Raw genomic sequence first — 17,099 nt, forward strand, 5'->3', positions numbered from 1 at the left:
TTTCCCCCGGTACTCGTTATGGAGAGAGGTATCGCTGCTGACCAGCAACAGCAAACCAGCCCCGGTCAGGCTGGCAAACCCATTCAACTACTGTGTCGAAGTCTATTGTTCGTGTTTTACTTGGTTTGCTTGCCCTCGTGCTTCTGCTGGTGGGGTTCGTGGTACTTGTTGTCACGACGCCCTGGGGACAGCAGTTTGTGACGAAGCAGGTGAATAGCTATCTGGCCCAGAAACTTCAGTCGCCGTTTCGAATTGGCCGCATCCGGTATTCGATTCCCGACTGGATTGAGCTGGATGATGTTTTCTTTAAAACCCCCAAAGGCGATACGCTGCTTGAGGGGGGCCGGATGCGCGTTGACCTGGATATGTGGGGGCTGCTCAATAATAAAGTCGCCATCAATCAGATCGAATTAGAGCGGGTTCGGGTGAACGTGAGCCGCACGCTTCCCGACACCGCCTTTAATTTTCAGTATATTCTGAATGCGTTCGATACCGGTACGGCTCCTGAACCAGCCGATACAGTATCCACGCCCATGGCCATTAACCTGACGGGCATTACGCTGAAAGATGTTCGCATCAAGTACCGCGATGACGTAGTGGGAGCCGACGTAAATGCCTATGTCGATAGCCTGCGGACCAACTTTGATCAGACCGACGTTTATAAATCCATTTATCATTTGTCGGATGTGAGTATTGATGGCCTGAACGTAAACACGCGGCTGTACGAAGGCTTACCCACACCACCTAGTCCACCCGGCAAGCCCGGCGACTCGCTCGATATTGGGTTAGGTAAGTGGCAAGTTAATCGGGCCAAATGGAACGTACAGGTCGAGACGGCCGACTTCAAGACGCAGGGCTCCATCGGGAAGCTGACAATGGAGTCCGATTATTTTTACCTCGACGGGGCTAAGATCGGCTTACGCTCCCTGAATCTGGCCAATGCCGACATTGCGGCCATTCTGACTAAGCCAGCCAAAAAAGCGACGGGTCAATCTACAGCTACTTCGTCTACATCCGATGCCAGCGCACCGGGCTGGCAGGCTAAACTCACCAACGTTCGGTTCGCCAACAACCGCATCCGCTTCGACGACGAGACAGCGCCCCGGCAAAAGAAAGGTCTTGACTACAGTCATCTGGATTTGCAGAATTTAGGCATTAACGGCCGATTCCTAAGCTATGCCGACTTGGGCAAACGTGGGCAGCAGATTAGTGGTCAGCTACGCAACGGTCGATTCCGGGCCACCAGTGGGTTCGTGCTGCAAAGTCTGAACGGTGATTTAGTGTACACCGACAAAACAACCAGTCTGAAACGGCTGTACATTCAGACCCCGACCTCGCTGATTCGCGACCAGCTTGTGTTACGTTACGATTCACTGGGCCAGTTAAGCAATCCGCGCTTTGCAAATCGGGTAAGTGTTCAGGTGAATCTGCGCCAGAGCCATTTATCGGCCGAAGACGTATTGCAATTAGCGCCGTTCCTGACCGACACCCCACCGTTTGCCGGTAACAGAGGTGTCGTTTTCCGGGCTAACGCGCAGGCAACCGGTACGTTGGCTGCGTTGAACCTGCCCCGGCTGGAGTTAGACATGCTGTCGGGAACGCGCATTCGGGCAAAGGGCCGACTGACCAACGTTACCGATCCCAACCGGCTGGGTGTGAATATCGACATCCAGGAAGCCACCACCCGGCTGGCCGATATCAACCAGTTAGCGCCCAAAGGCTCTATTCCATCGTCGATTGCCTTACCTCCTTCGCTCCGGCTCTCGGGCCAGCTACGGGGTGCTCTGGATAACCTAACGCTCGATGCCAACCTCAATACCGACTGGGGTACGGCCGGGTTCGACGGTCGCCTGGCCGGGTTCGTGAGTGGGAAAAATCAAACCTATCAGGGTACGCTAAACCTGAACAATTTTGACGCGGGTAAATGGCTCAAACAAACCGGTACGGTTGGTAAGATTACGGGTAGAGCAACGGTAAACGGTCGTGGGATTGACGTCAATACGTTAACCACCCGCTTCGATCTGGCTGTACAGTCGGCCGAACTGAGTGGCTATCGGTACCAAAATCTCGATGCCGAGGGCACACTTTCAAATGGCAATTTAAACCTGAAGGGAGCCTTACGCGATCCGAACGCGAATCTGGCGCTGGACATACGAGCGGGGTTGAAAGGTGAGTTTCCAAGCGTGGAAGGCGAAACTGTCATTAACGAACTGAACTTACAACCCCTGAAGCTGTATAACGACCCGCTGTCGCTCAAAGGACGTATCGTGCTCAACATGACCTCTACAGACCCGACTAAACCGGTCGGTATCATCTCCGCGGGTGATGCAGTCGTTACGTTGCAGGGCAAAAGCTACCCGGTTGATTCCCTCTACGCCCGACTTGGCGCCAACGGAGCCAGCAAAACCGTGGTTGCCCAGTTGCCCGGTGCCCGGGTTAATCTGGACGGCCAGTTTGAATACACGCAGTTGTACGACATTCTGGCCGGAGAAATCAGCAAGTACATCGCCTTACCCGCTTTAACGTATAAAAAGATTCCGCCCCCGTATGCCTTCTCCATCAGCATGAAGGCGTATCAGAACCCGCTGTTCCAAGCCTTTGTCCCCGAGCTGACCCGTCTGGATACCGTCCGGCTGAACGCTTATCTGGACAGCCGGAACACCGGACCGACTCGCGACACAACCCTTTCGGCTACGTTACGTACTGGGGTTATCGTTTACGATACGACGACTATACAAGGAATCCGCATGACCCTGCGCGGCATCGGCAACGAACTGCTTGTGAACGGACGTATCGACGGCGTCCTGTACGATGGTATTACCATCCGACAGACCGACCTGACCGGCACAGCCGCCAACAACCAGTTCCGGTTTTCCCTTATTAATAAAGACTCCATCGACCGGGACCTTCACGGGCTTGCCGGTACGCTTATCGTCGACCAGGATAACTACCGATTCAAGTTTGCCCGAAACGGCTTACTGACCAATTACCAGCGCTGGGATACCGACACGAGCGGATTTGCGCAATACGGCAAAGACGGCGTTCTGGTGAGTAACATTCGTATTGAGCAGGGCGACCAGACGCTGGAAGTGAGCAGTACGGAACCGTATGGCAATGCGCCCATTCGGGTGACAACGCGCGCGATTGAACTGGCGAACCTGGCCCGGCTCGCTAACCAGGACACGACCTTGGCCAGTGGTGAGCTCAACGGAACCGTCATTGTGCGCGACTACATCACCGAAGACAGTCAACTGGCCTTTACTGGTTCCATTTACGTCGACAGCCTGCAGGTCATGCAAAAACCCATTGGTAACCTTACGGCCCGGTTCCGGAACAACTCCGACGGTCGTATTGAAGTTAACACCGCCCTGGCTGGGGCGTATAACGACGCAACCGTTACGGGTTATTACAACCCCGAGAACGTTAAACAGGCCCTCGACCTGGCGATCAACCTTAAACGCTTAGACGCCCGAACTATTGAGGCTTTTAGTTTTGGTGAATTGCGACAGGCCAAAGGCAAACTTACGGGTGAATTCAGCGTAGCCGGGGCGCTCGACAACCCTCAACTTGATGGCAGCGTCGCGTTCGACTCTGTAGCGTTCAATATTAAACAGCTGAACGCTACGTACCGAATCGACAATGAGAAACTTGCCTTTAATGGCCAGACCATTACGTTAAACGACTTCAATGTTCGCGATACGCTTGGCCGCACACTCACCACGGATGGTACAGTAGTGCTGAAAAACTTGCCGGATGCAACCTATAATCTCCGCGTCCGGGCCGATAATTTCCAGGTGCTGAACGCGGCCCGTAAAGACAACGACTACGCCTACGGCCAGGCCGCGGTCAGTGCCGATCTTCGGATCAAAGGCACGGGCTCCAACGCGTCGATCAACGGGAAAGTGAAACTGGAAGACGACAGCAAGATCTCCATTGTGTTGCCTGATGAGTCGCTGGCGGCTGACACGGGCGATGGGATCGTTAGATTCGTTAAGCACGGTGACTCGCTGGCGCTGGCGAAATATTTATACCGCCCGAAACGCGACAGTCTGGCCCCGCGGCTGGCCTTCGAGCAACTTACCAACTCCACAATCTCGCTTGATCTTGAAGCCGATGAGCAGTCGGAGCTTACCATTGTGGTCGACGAACTTAACGGCGATTACCTACGCGCCCGTGGGAATGCGCAGTTGACTGTAGGAGTCAATGCCGCCGGACAGGTAAACATTCTGGGCCGCTACGACGTAACGGAAGGGGAATATTCGCTGACCTATCAGGTTTTAAAACGTCAGTTTGAGATACAAAAAGGTGGCTATATCCAGTTCACGGGTGACCCGCTTAAAGCAAACATCGACATTACGGCCGTTTATAAAGTATCGGTTCCTCCGGCCGACCTGATTGGCAGCGAGTCGACCACGATCGACGCGGCACAGGCACAACGTAAATTACCGTTTGAGGTCGCCTTATCCATCAGCAACAACTTAGCCGCGCCAAAATTAGGGTTTGATATCCGGCTTCCAGAGTCCGAAGAAAGCGGTATCAGCTCCTCAAATGCTTTTGCCACGACCATCGAGAATAAACTAAAAAATCTGCGGCAGGACGAATCACAGATCAATAAACAGGTATTCGCCCTGTTGATTCTGAACCGATTCCTGCCCGAAAATACCTCTGATTTCTTCTCGGGAAATAACAACAGTGGAGGCTTGAACACACAGGCGGAGAACATTGCCCGGAATAGCGTCAGCAAGTTGATTTCCGATCAGTTGGGGCGACTCGCTTCGGGCGTGCTGAAAGGCTTCGACGTTGATTTCAACCTGCTTTCTCAGGCGGGAAGCGCCAACACGGGCGGGGTTACCAACGGGGCCAGAACCGACCTGAACGTTGGGCTGTCGCGCAGCTTCCTGGCGGGGCGGGTTACGGTTTCGGTCGGCAAAAACTTTGTGCTGGAAAATGCAGCCGGGGCCGCTACGGCGAACAACCAGGTGTTCGATAATTTATCCGCCAATTACAACATCACCCGGGATGGCCGATACGTATTGCGGGCGTACCGACGTAACGACTACCAGGCTATTCTGGACGGTTATATCATTGAAACGGGTATTGGGTTCGTGATCACCGTCGACTACGATACCCTGGCCGACATATTCCGTAGATCGCCCGGTCCCACATCTAATTAATTGTATGCTTGTTCAACTATATAAAGTTATTGCGCTGTACCCGGTCAGTCGATTGGTAAAATCTAGCTTCCGCTGGCTTTGCTTCGGTGCGTTACTGTCGTTAAACGCCTGTAATATTGCCAAGCACCTGCCCGCCAATGAACGGCTCTACATGGGTACCGATGTTATTGTTCAGGCCGATTCAACGATTTCCTCAAGTGACCAGTCAGCGGTACAGACGCAACTGCTGGAACTAGCCCGGCCCAAACCCAATTCGCAGCTATTCGGCTATCCCATAAAAGTAGGCCTTTATTATCTGTTCGGAGAACCCAAAAAGCCGAAAGGCTTCCGGGCGTGGTTCCGGCGGAAATTTGGTCAGGAGCCCGTGCTGGCGAGTGCCAAAGCCATTTCGTCTAACATACCGATCTGGGAAGCTACTTTACAAAACCAGGGATACTTCGGTTCGCAGGTGACCGGATCGATAAAAGAAGAAGGCTACAAAGCGCGGGGCGTGTATGAAGTAGACCTGAGGCCACGCTTTTACATCGACTCGGTCGCTTTTCAGAAAGACACCATACCTGAGCTTAGTGCGCTCCTGAAAGTGCTCTCGGCATCGGCCCGGCGAACCGTAATCAAAAAAGATCAACCGTATAGCCTTGATAACATCAAGCTGGAGCGCGAACGAATTGGCCAATTCATAAAACAGCGGGGATTCTATTACTTCATTCCCGATTATCTGATTGCGTTAGCCGATAATGATTCGGCCGCGCATCGCACGAGGCTCTATTTTGCCATTAAACCCGAAATGCCGAATGCGGCCGGGGTGCCGTATTCCATCCGGAACGTATTTATTTACCCGAACTATAATTTGTCGACGGCGCAGGCCGATACCAACCGCCGTCGGGCGTATGAATCCACCGAACAGTTCCGAATTGTGGATTCGACCCGGCAATTCGACCCCAAACTGTTTCGGGACGTAGTCACAATACGACCCGGTTCCCGGTACAGCAGCCGTCAGCAGGATCTGACGCTGTCGCGCCTGACCAACGTAGGGGCTTTCAAATTTGTCCGCAACCGGTTTGACCCCGACGTAGAAGGCGATTCGGCGGTTCTGGACGTTCACTATTACCTGACGCCCTATCCGGAAAAATCAATGCGCCTAGAGCTTGATGGTACCTCCCGGTCCAACAACTTTAGCGGTACGCAGGTCATTCTTAGCTGGCGCAACCGAAATGCTTTACGGCGCGCTGAGCTACTCACACTGAACGCCAACGCCGGTATTGAATTTCAGGTTGGCGGAGGGCGTGAAGAGCGGGCCACCAACTACCGATTTGGATTGGATGCAACCTTAAGTTTTCCCCGGCTGGTGAGTCCGGTTAGTTTTAAATATGACCGGCGCCAGGCTTTACCGAAAACCAACCTGACAGCAGGCTACCAGACAATCATACGGGGAGGTCTGTACCGCATCAACTCGTTTTATACTACGTTTGGCTATTCCTGGCGGCAGAATCAGCAGATCGAGCATACGTTCCAGCCCTTCAACGCAAACTATGTATACGTACCTCTTGAGCGTGTTGGTGATCGTTTTCGAGATATTCTGATAGACCCGGACGTACCACCCGTAATCAAACAGCAATACCAGAGCATTTTAGCATCAGACCAATTAATCCTTAGCACGTTATACACCTTCGTCTATAACTCGCCCCCCCGGGCAAATTTGCCTACTAACTATCGCTTAGCGTTCAACGCCGAAGCCGCTGGCAATGTAGCAAGCCTTTTTTTCAAGAAAGAGGTTCCAGCCTATGGACGAAATGGCATATTTGGTGTGCCTTATGCGCAGTACCTCCGTTTTGATGTAGATGGCCGTTTGTACCGTCGTTTAACCCCAAATTTAACCTGGGCCAACCGCCTGTTTGGCGGGATAGGTCTCCCTTACGGTAATTCCAAAGATTTCCAGATACCATTTACCAAACAGTATTTTGTTGGAGGTAGTAATAGCATCCGTGCCTTCCGGCCCCGCGCGATCGGCCCCGGGCTTTTCACGCGGGATACGCTGCGTAACATTGCTCCGTTCCAGGAAGGCGGGGGCGACATCCGGCTTGAAGCGAACACCGAACTACGGCTGAAGTTCAACAAGTACCTCGAGGGAGCCTTTTTTGTGGATGCGGGCAACGTATGGACGTACTACGACGCGGCTCAGTTCTCGGCAGATGCTGGCGCGGCCCGGTTTACGCCTGATTTCTACAAACAAATCGCAATCGGCACGGGTGTCGGTATCCGGATTGATTTATCGTATTTCCTCATACGCCTGGACTTAGCAACGCCACTTCGCAAACCTTATAAAACGGAAGGCAGCGAGTGGGTCATTAATCAAATTAATTTCAGCAACCGAGACTGGCGTAAACAAAACCTGGTCTTTAATATCGGCGTCGGCTATCCGTTCTAGCCTTGTCATCAATGATCATTTGCCATAAATAGCCATTGTAGTGGAAACCACTGACTGATATAAAAACAATAACGAATGACCTCTTTACTGGCTTTGTCGCTGTTGCAACACGGGCTTTAATACGTTCCAGACCGTATTGGCGACGATTTTATGACCCGCTGGCGTGGGATGAATACCGTCGGGTTGGTTGAGCTTCGGGATACCGCCAACTCCTTCGAGCAAAAAGGGAATCAGCACGGCTTTGTTTTTATCAGCTAACTCTTTAAACAGTTCCCGAAACTCTTTCGTGTACGTAGTACCGAGGTTCGGTGGGATTTGCATCCCTGCCAGCACAATCGTAGCCTCCGGACTTTTGAGCCGAACGGTGTCCATGATGGCTTGCAGGTTTTCGCGAGTCGCCTTGAGGGGTAGGCCCCGTAAGCCGTCGTTGCCGCCCAACTCAAGCACAAACACCGCCACCGGCTGTCGCATCACCCAGCTAATGCGGCTCTTTCCACCTGCCGTTGTTTCGCCACTGAGCCCGGCATTTACAACCTGATAGTTAAGTCCAGCGGAATCTATCTTCTGACCCACTAATGCCGGAAATGCCTGCGACGGTTCAACACCGTAACCCGCCGTGAGGCTATTGCCATAAAACAAAACAAGCTGCTTCTTACCCGTCGCAGCCGGACGCGACTCGGTTGTCGATGCCTTACTATCCGCCGTGGTTGATTTCGATTCGGTTTTTGAGTCAGATGAGCCGCAGCTCCAGACCGTTAAGAGCAGTACGAGGCCGCTTATCACGGAATACGACGTTTGCGTTAGTGTCGAGAACTTCATTGTTTTTGTGTCGGTTACGCTAAAAGCGCCTAGGTGTTAACAGCAGAGTTAAGATAATTTATCCCGTTACGTCTCACCCTAACAGTCTAAACCGGCTTATTTGTTTAATACGCGGCTGCGAATTAACAGACCGTAGTCCGAAAACGCATACAATCCTTGAAACATGAGCATTCTGCGCGTCGAAAATTTAACCAAGACCTACTCAAGTGGGGGCCGCGATCTGACGGTCTTACATAGTGTTAACTTCACCCTCGAACCCGGCGATACGTTTTCTATTGTTGGCCCATCGGGCAGCGGAAAGACGACGCTACTTGGTCTATGTGCTGGCCTGGACCGGGCATCATCGGGTAGTGTGTACCTCAACGACATTCGGTTAGATACACTTTCCGAAGACCAGCGGGCCGCCATCCGAAATCAATACGTCGGCTTTATCTTCCAGAATTTCCAGTTACTGCCCACGCTGACCGCTCTCGAAAACGTAATGGTTCCGCTGGAGCTGCGGGGCGAAAAAGGAGCGCAGAAAACAGCGCAGGAACTACTCGACCGGGTTGGTCTAGGTCAGCGCGGGCACCACTACCCTACCCAATTATCAGGTGGAGAGCAGCAGCGCGTTTCGCTCGCCCGGGCCTTTGCGAACCGACCAAAGCTTTTGTTTGCCGACGAACCCACCGGCAATCTGGATGCCGACACCAGCGCAACGGTTGTTGATTTACTCTTCGAGCTTAATCGCGAAGCCGGGACAACGCTGGTTCTGGTTACCCACGATTTAGAGCTAGCCTCTCGCACACAGCGTGTGATACGTATCAAAGGCGGCAAGGTCGTGGACGATACTAAAGAGCGAACGAGTGAACGAGTCATAGATTGATAAACTCCTCATTTGCCTTTTTTCGCTCTTCCGCTCATTCACTCCGCTTCGGCGGTCAGATTTCGCTCTTTATGAACCTCTCCTGGCTTTTCAAAATGGCCTGGCGCGACAGTCGCCGTAGCCGCCAGCGACTCCTGCTGTTTATGTCGTCCATTGTGCTCGGCATAGCCGCTCTGGTTGCGATTAACTCTTTTGGCGACAACCTCGCCCGAAGCATCGACGATCAGGCCCGTGAGTTGCTTGGTGCGGACCTGACCTTATCCTGGAATCGCCCCCCTTCGCAGAAAACCCAGCAGTTGCTCAAAACCATTGGCCGCGACCGCGCCTATGAAGTATCGTTTGCATCGCTGGTTTCCATTCCCAAGAACGGGGGTGTCCAACTGGCGCAGGTGAAGGGATTGGAAGGTCGTTTCCCGTACTACGGTACGTGGGAAGTCCAACCAACTTCAGCAATCAACACCTTGAGACAAGGCAACAGCCGCGTCGCCCTGGTTGACGATGCGCTGCTCGTGCAGCTGAATGCCCAGCCAGGCGATTCGGTTCGAGTGGGTAATCTGTCTTTCCTGATTGCGGGACGCGTGACCAAAACACCCGGCCAGGCCGCCATTGCAGCCACCGTTGCGCCTACGGTTTTTATCCCGAATCAATTCTTATCCAGTACGGGCCTGCTGCAACGCGGCAGCCGGGTTGCCTATAAATACTATTACCAGTTCGCGCCCGGTACTGATGTAGAGAAGTATGTTAAAACAATCAGCGGTCGGTTAGACAAAGACGGCGTCAGCTACGACACGGTGGCCGAACGCAAGCGCCAGACCGGTCGCTCGTTTGGTGATCTGACCAAATATTTGAGCCTGGTCGCTTTCGTAGCCCTGTTGCTCGGCTGTGTGGGCGTAGCCAGCGCGGTGCAGTTGTACGTCAAAGAGAAAGTAGCTTCGGTGGCTATTTTGCGGACTCTGGGGGCAAGCGGCCGACAAGCTTTGCTGATCTATTTGCTCCAAACCGCCCTAATGGGACTGATTGGCGCCGTGATCGGTGCACTACTTGGGTCGGTAGTGCAATTGGTGTTACCTCAAATATTTGGCAACTTCCTGCCGGTTGCAGTTGAAACCACGTTATCTGGCCAGGCTATTTTAAGTGGCATTGGCACGGGTTTATTGATCTCGGTCCTGTTCGCGTTGCTGCCCTTGCTGGCCATCCGGAATGTATCTCCGCTACGTACCCTTCGCAGTTCGTACGAAGCTGACCTGAGCAGCCGCGACCCGTTCCGGTGGCTCGTTTATCTGCTCGTCATCAGCTTTATCGTTGGTTTCTCGTACCTACAAACGCAAAGCTGGCAGTTAGCGCTTGGTTTCACGGGTGGACTAGCCCTTGCGTTCGGCATTCTTACGGCGCTTGGTCTAGGACTTATCTGGCTGGTCCGGCGGTTCTTCCCGGCTTCGTGGAGTTACGTCTGGCGACAAAGTCTGGCCAACCTGTACCGGCCGAATAACCAGACGCTCATTCTGGTCACGTCCATTGGCCTGGGCGCTTTCCTGATTGCTACGTTATACCTCACACAAGGCTTGCTGCTCGGTCGGGTCGAACTGTCGGCGAGTGGTAATCAGCCCAATATGGTGTTGTTCGATATTCAGAACGAACAGCTTAGCGGGGTACGCTCATTGGTGAAGCAGCAGAAGCTGCCGATTTTGCAGGAAGTACCGGTTGTAACGATGCGGCTATCGGACATCAACGGGCGCACATCCGAAACGATCCGGAAAGATACGTCGCAGAAGGTGCCGAACTGGGTCTTTACGCGTGAGTACCGCATTACGTATCGCGATTCGCTGATCTCTTCCGAGAAGCTAGCGTCGGGTAAAGCGCCCTATCAGGCCGACGGCAACATCTATGTCTCCATTGAGAAAGGCTTCCTGGACCGAATGCACCTGAAACTGGGCGATACATTGAACTTCAACGTGCAGGGTGCTCCCATCCCGGTTATTGTGGGCGGTACTCGGGAGGTCGACTGGAACCGCGTGCAGACCAACTTCCTGGTCGTTTTTCCTTCGGGTGTGCTGGAGCAGGCTCCGCAGTTTCACGTATTGATGACCAAAGTTTCCAGCAACCAGGCTTCGGCGATATTGCAGCGGGGGTTGGTCAGCCGTTTCCCGAACGTATCAGCCATTGACCTCGGCCTGATCCTGAAAACAGTCGACGAAATTCTTGATCAAATCTCGTTCGTGATCCGCTTCATGGCGTTATTCAGCATTCTGACGGGTTTGCTGGTACTCGGCAGCTCGGTGATCATCAGCAAATACCAGCGGCTGCGCGAAAGTGTTCTGTTACGTACCCTGGGGGCCAGTCGAAACCAGATTTTGCGAATCACCGCCCTGGAATACGGCCTGCTCGGTCTGCTCGCGGCCTTGTCGGGTATTTTGCTTTCGATAGCCGGAACGTGGGGGTTAGCGAGGTTCGTCTTTGAAGTACCTTACCGGCCTGACCTGGTTCCGCTGGTCGTTATTTCGGCGGTTGTAACAGCGCTTACGATCCTGATCGGCGTATTCAACAGCCGGGAGGTTTTAGTACGTCCACCGCTCGATGTACTACGCAGCGAGGGGTAGGCACTTGTTTTTGTTATACTCGCATTGCTGACGCACGGCCCGCTATGCCGTACTGTGCGTCAGCTTTTTTGTAGCTTTATAAAGCCATAAATAGTCACTGACGAACGTCCGAATTATTCAAGACAGGTAGTATCGAAAAAGCTTTTGATCTATTTAGATGACAGGCATCCTCTATCTAATGAACAAGATTACTTACCGAACCGTGTGAACAAATTAACTTACATCACTGCACTTTACATCGTCCTCTTCATAAGCGATTTATCAGGCAAGAAGGCTACGCCTAACCTGGTAACTAGTGAAACGTATGACGTTGCGTTCGACACGCTGACCCTGTTTGATAAAGCGAGAAACCGGCAGATCCCGGTCGCGTTTTATTCGCCAAAAACAGACAAGAAACCAGCGAATCAGCGCGTCGTCATTTTCAGCCACGGATACGGGCAAAATAAAGGTGGTGACTACGTAGCGTATTCATATCTAACCGAATATCTGGCGTCGAAAGGCTATTTCGTGGCGAGTATTCAGCACGAACTGCCCACCGATAGCTTAATGCCTTCTACGGGTGTTCCACAGGTGGTCAGACGCCCGTTTTGGGACCGGGGAGCTGACAACATTTTGTTTATAATCAACGAGTTAAAAAACTTGAAACCCAACTTAGATTTCAGGCACATTACGTTGATCGGCCACTCGAACGGAGGAGACATAAGCGCTCTGTTTCCGCAGAAGTACCCCAACATAGTCGACAGAATCATTACGTTGGACAACCGACGCATGGCGTTGCCCAAGGTGAAAACTTCGAAGATTTTTTCCCTCCGTTCCAGCGATCAGCCTGCCGACGAAGGAGTTTTGCCAACCGCCGAAGAGCAAAAGCAGTATGGAATAATAATCATTAAGCTTTCGAATACGACCCATAATGACATGGACGATCACGCGAGCGCTGCCCAGCGGCAGGAGATTAACGACTATGTGCTGACCTTTCTGGAAAAGTAGCGATTGCTACTATGATTTCCTTTCTGCTAGTGATCCTGATATTTGTGGTGCGGATGCTCTTAAATACCTGAACGGTGGTTACTATAATAGCCCAACAGCCGATAACGCCTTTAACCTCTGCTTATCGGCTGATAATCGCCGTATGTTTTAGTGTAGGACTATCGGCCGTTAGTCTGCAAATATCGTTTGGCCAAAAAACCGGTCAACTGACCATCAAGGTACTGGACGAAGCAAACGCCAAACCAACGCCCGTTCGGGTTCGGCTCACGCAGAACGGACGTCCGGTTAAGCAAACACCTGCTGAGGCCGTAGCCGTCATGTACGGCTTGTGGGATCACGAAGATGGGTATGCGTTTCAGCCCGACAGCGCGTTCTACGTTGCCGGACAGTTTCGGCTGTCGCTGCCCCCTGGTACGTATCAACTGGCCTTATCGAAGGGGTACGAATACCTTAAGCAACAGCACACGCTGGTTGTTACGGCTGGCAAAGCACTCCAGAGAACGTACCGCCTGAAACGCTGGATCGACATGGCCGACAAAGGCTGGTATTCAACCGATGGTCATATTCACCTCCGCCGATCACCGCGCGAGAACCCGTACATCATGACGTGGTTAAAGGCCGAAGACATCCGGGTAGGTGCTTTACTACGTATGGGCGACTTCTGGGAAACGTATTACCCGCAGTACGCCTACGGCCAGAAGGGTACCTATCAGGAAGGCAGCTACCTGCTCACCAGCGGACAGGAAGACCCCAGAACATCAGAACTGGGGCACGTTTTTGCGCTGGGAGCCGCCGACCGCGTCCGCAAGCGGGATCGGTATTATTTCTTTGATGAGATTTTCGACAAGGTGCATCAGTTGGGTGGTTTAACTGGCTACGCGCACCAGGCCGAGACGTTTCACGGCTACCGGGGGCTGACACTCGACGGGCTTCGGGGCAAAGTCGATGCGTTTGAACTGCTTCAATTCTGCGTTGATGGCAATCCGCTGCACACTCAGCATTACTACCATTTCCTGGACCTGGGTTTTCCGCTTACGGCTACGGCAGGCTCTGATTTTCCGTGGTGCGGACAGGATCATGGTCACGGCCCTCCTGAACGGACCGCGCAGATCGGCAACGCCCGCTTTTACGCCTATATCGGTACTGATAAGTCATTTACTTACACGGCCTGGCGTTCGGCTATTCAGGCGGGTCATACGTTTGTTTCCAGCGGCCCGATTCTAGACTTACGCGTGAACAACGCTATACCCGGCGACATGGTCGATCTGAAACGGGGCAGTGCGGTCAACATCATAGTTCATGCCTATGGTAATGCTCAACAGGTGCCGCTCGATACCCTTGAGCTGGTGAGTCACGGGCAGGTTATTGGCCGAGTGACAGCTAAAGAAGCTAATCAGTCAGCGGATCATCTATCACTGAGTTTGACGCTTCCGTCGGTGGAGCAGGGCCAGTGGGTTGCCGCCCGCTGTTCGGCGGGTCCTACGCAAGCGGCTCACACTACACCTGTTTACGTTACTGTAGAGGGGGGCAGTTTTTATAATCCCAAGACCGCCAGTCGCTATCTGGACCTCAGCGAACAATACCTTCTGGAGATTGAGCAGGTTACCGAACAACCTGGTATCGACGTTGAACAGCAGGCCTGGCGCTACAAAGAAGGACTCAAAAGCCGCATTGCAGAGACCCGCCGGATTATTGAGGAGTTGCGGAAGAAGCTGCGTTGACCCGTGATTTTCCGGCACTGTGTACGCAGAACTACGCATTTTTGAAAAGCCGTGAATCCGCGTTAAAACCTTGCTGAAACAGAGGAGAACTTTGCGCCACCAAAATACTCTTAATCGATCCTCTTTTTTATCATGGAAAAAGCATTCTGGTTTAACTCCTGGGAGTTAGAAGGTCATTACACCAGCTTTCATCGCAACGATATCCATCCCTACGTGCTCAAGCATTTGCCGCCTTTCGAGCTGGAAGGCAAATCGGTACTGGTTCCGCTCTGTGGCAAAACCATCGACATGCTTTATTTCAGCCACTTTGCTCAGCGGGTTGTCGGCGTGGAGTTTGTTGAGAAAGCAGTTATTCAGTTTTTTGAAGAAAATGGTTTAGCCTATACCCAACGCGGTCGCCGTTTTGTATCGGGCAACATCACCATTCTGTGCTGTGATTTCTTTGCGCTCACGCCCGAGGACATTGGGCACATCGACATTGTTTACGACCGGGCGTCGCTGGTGGCCCTGCCCTATCCGATGCGTTTACGGTATCTGCACACGATCGAACGCTTAACGCCGGTCGGTACGTTAACTTTCCTGAATACGTTAGAATACGCGCCAACGCGGGATACTCCGCCGTTCAGTATAGCGCCCGAGGAAGTAAGCAGCTACTTCCCTAATTACGTCATTGACCATATCGAGAGCCCAACCCTGCCGAATCATGGCATGGTACGTAAGTTCAACCTGTCGTATCTGATCGAACACGGCTTCATCATGCGGAAACTGTATGATTCACCCGTGCACATCAGCAAAAATGAACTGGCCGAAGTCGCCTGACAGCGCAACACCACCTCCTGCAGACAGCCAACAACAGCTACTTAATGAACGTTTATCAATGCCTGGCTTCAGAAGCCAGGCATCATCTGTTTTATTACTTCCACTGCGTAACGTCGATCACATTGGGGCAGAAGTCGTACTCTTCCGGTACGTTCGAGCCGATCAGCAGCAGTTGATTGGGCGTAAGTTGGCGAACCTGCTCATGGTACCAGGCTGCCCCCTGCCGATCCAGGTTGGAGGTAGGCTCATCGAGAATAACAATCGGCACATTGGAGAAAAACGCCAGGCCAAGCTTAACGCGCTGCTTCATACCTGACGAAAAATATTTGATCTCTTTATGGCGAGCGTGGCTTAGTAATAGCCGATCGGCAACCGCCTGCGGGGTTAATCCCGCTTTAAATGGCTTAAATGTCTGGTGAAACGTCAGCAGTTCATCCAGGGTCAACTCTTCGATCAGTTCGAGATAGGGAGCCGCCATACTGATCTGCCGAAACCAGTCGTCGGGCTCCAGGGACTGCCCATTCGATGAATAGGTAAGGCTTCCTTCGGTGGCGGGCAGGTTTCCGGCCAGCAGTTGTAGTAAGGTCGATTTACCGCTCCCGTTCGGGCCGACAAAGGTGTAGCTCGTTCCGGCGGTGAGCGTTACGTTCACGCGCCGAAAAATCCACTCGTTCCGGTATTTTTTACCCAACTGCTCGGCAACTAGTTTCATAACTGAATCATACAAAATGAATAATGGATAATGGCCTCGGTCGAGCATCATTATCCATTATCCATGTAGGGCACCTGAGGCTTATGGTACGTAACGTTTAATCGCGCTCTCCATTTGAGGAGGGTCCCCGCATAATACCCCGCTCGGAAGCCCGAATGAAATTCACGATTTCATCGCGCTCGTCGGACGGCGGCAGCTCCAGTTCGATCTGCGTGAGGGCATCGGCATTGTTCAGCCCACGCATATAGATATAGCGGTAAATCTCCTGAATGTGATTGATGCGATCGCTGTCGTATCCCCGTCGACGCAACCCAATGGAATTGATACCGGTGTAGGAAAGCGGTTCACGGGCGGCTTTTGTATAAGGTGGAACGTCCTTACGGACCAGCGACCCACCCGAGATCATGGCGTGCGCACCGATGCGGGTAAACTGAAGCACCGAGCTTGACCCGCCAATGATCGCCCAGTCACCCATGTGAACGTGCCCCGCCATCTGCACATTATTGGTGATAATGCAGTGATTACCAATGCGGCAGTCGTGGGCAATGTGGGCATAAGCCATAATGAGGCAGTCGGTACCGATTTCCGTTTTCCAGTGCTCTTCGGTACCCCGGCTGATGGTGGCATATTCGCGGATGGTGGTGTTGTCACCGATAAACGTCCGCGTGTATTCATCCTTAAATTTTAAATCCTGGGGAGTTGATGAAATAACGGCACCCGGATAAATTTTAACATTCCGCCCGATCCGTGCCCCCTCGTTGATGACTGCGTGTGAGCCAATCCACGTTCCTTCAGCGATCTCAACGTCTTTGTGGATGATGGCAAATGGCTCAATCACCACGTTCTGCGCAATTTTCGCTTCGGGGTGAATATAGGCTAATGGTTGAATCATTACGTTCTTGTCATTGATGGTCATTCGTCGTCCTTATCGTCATTGATTGCGGTGCTACCGACCAACCAAATGACCAGAAGGCCAATGA

10 protein-coding genes are annotated in these 17,099 nt (G+C 52.6%); 7 read left to right on the forward strand and 3 right to left on the reverse strand.

The features are described 5' to 3' along the window. Positions 1 to 92: 92 nt before the first annotated feature. Entirely contained in the window at positions 93 to 5,174 is a 5,082-nt protein-coding gene (locus tag ACYVBJ_RS05260) for a translocation/assembly module TamB domain-containing protein (RefSeq protein ID WP_460981240.1), read from the forward strand. 4 nt (positions 5,175 to 5,178) lie between these two features. After that, a complete protein-coding gene (tamL, locus tag ACYVBJ_RS05265; RefSeq protein WP_460981241.1) occupies positions 5,179 to 7,599 on the forward strand; it encodes a translocation and assembly module lipoprotein TamL in 2,421 nt (806 codons plus the stop codon). Positions 7,600 to 7,683: 84 nt separating this feature from the next. Here the strand turns inward: tamL and ACYVBJ_RS05270 are convergent, their stop codons facing one another. Then, on the reverse strand, positions 7,684 to 8,418 hold the full coding sequence (locus tag ACYVBJ_RS05270; RefSeq protein WP_460981242.1) for an arylesterase: 735 nt from the start codon (positions 8,416 to 8,418) through the stop codon (positions 7,684 to 7,686). Positions 8,419 to 8,581: 163 nt separating this feature from the next. On the opposite strand from ACYVBJ_RS05270, the gene ACYVBJ_RS05275 reads away from it, so the two are divergent. From ACYVBJ_RS05275 to ACYVBJ_RS05295, 5 genes are all read left to right on the forward strand, one after another. Continuing rightward, entirely contained in the window at positions 8,582 to 9,283 is a 702-nt protein-coding gene (locus tag ACYVBJ_RS05275; protein WP_460981243.1) for an ABC transporter ATP-binding protein, read from the forward strand. A gap of 95 nt (positions 9,284 to 9,378) precedes the next feature. Continuing rightward, positions 9,379 to 11,880: an ABC transporter permease gene (locus tag ACYVBJ_RS05280; RefSeq protein WP_460981271.1), complete on the forward strand. Its 2,502-nt coding sequence runs from the start codon at positions 9,379 to 9,381 to the stop codon at positions 11,878 to 11,880. 204 nt (positions 11,881 to 12,084) lie between these two features. Next, positions 12,085 to 12,867 (forward strand): alpha/beta hydrolase family protein, encoded by a 783-nt coding sequence (locus ACYVBJ_RS05285; protein ID WP_460981244.1) that lies wholly within the window; start codon positions 12,085 to 12,087, stop codon positions 12,865 to 12,867. A gap of 74 nt (positions 12,868 to 12,941) precedes the next feature. Further along, entirely contained in the window at positions 12,942 to 14,588 is a 1,647-nt protein-coding gene (locus tag ACYVBJ_RS05290; RefSeq protein WP_460981245.1) for a CehA/McbA family metallohydrolase, read from the forward strand. A gap of 132 nt (positions 14,589 to 14,720) precedes the next feature. Beyond that, positions 14,721 to 15,407: a class I SAM-dependent methyltransferase gene (locus ACYVBJ_RS05295; protein ID WP_460981246.1), complete on the forward strand. Its 687-nt coding sequence runs from the start codon at positions 14,721 to 14,723 to the stop codon at positions 15,405 to 15,407. Positions 15,408 to 15,501: 94 nt separating this feature from the next. Here ACYVBJ_RS05295 and ACYVBJ_RS05300 read toward each other — a convergent pair whose 3' ends face one another. Next, complete coding sequence (locus ACYVBJ_RS05300; RefSeq protein WP_460981247.1) at positions 15,502 to 16,119, reverse strand: ABC transporter ATP-binding protein; 618 nt, start codon at positions 16,117 to 16,119, stop codon at positions 15,502 to 15,504. 97 nt (positions 16,120 to 16,216) lie between these two features. Beyond that, positions 16,217 to 17,011: an acyl-ACP--UDP-N-acetylglucosamine O-acyltransferase gene (gene lpxA / locus ACYVBJ_RS05305; RefSeq protein ID WP_460978996.1), complete on the reverse strand. Its 795-nt coding sequence runs from the start codon at positions 17,009 to 17,011 to the stop codon at positions 16,217 to 16,219. Positions 17,012 to 17,099: the final 88 nt, after the last annotated feature.

This window comes from Spirosoma fluminis, from assembly GCF_054778895.1.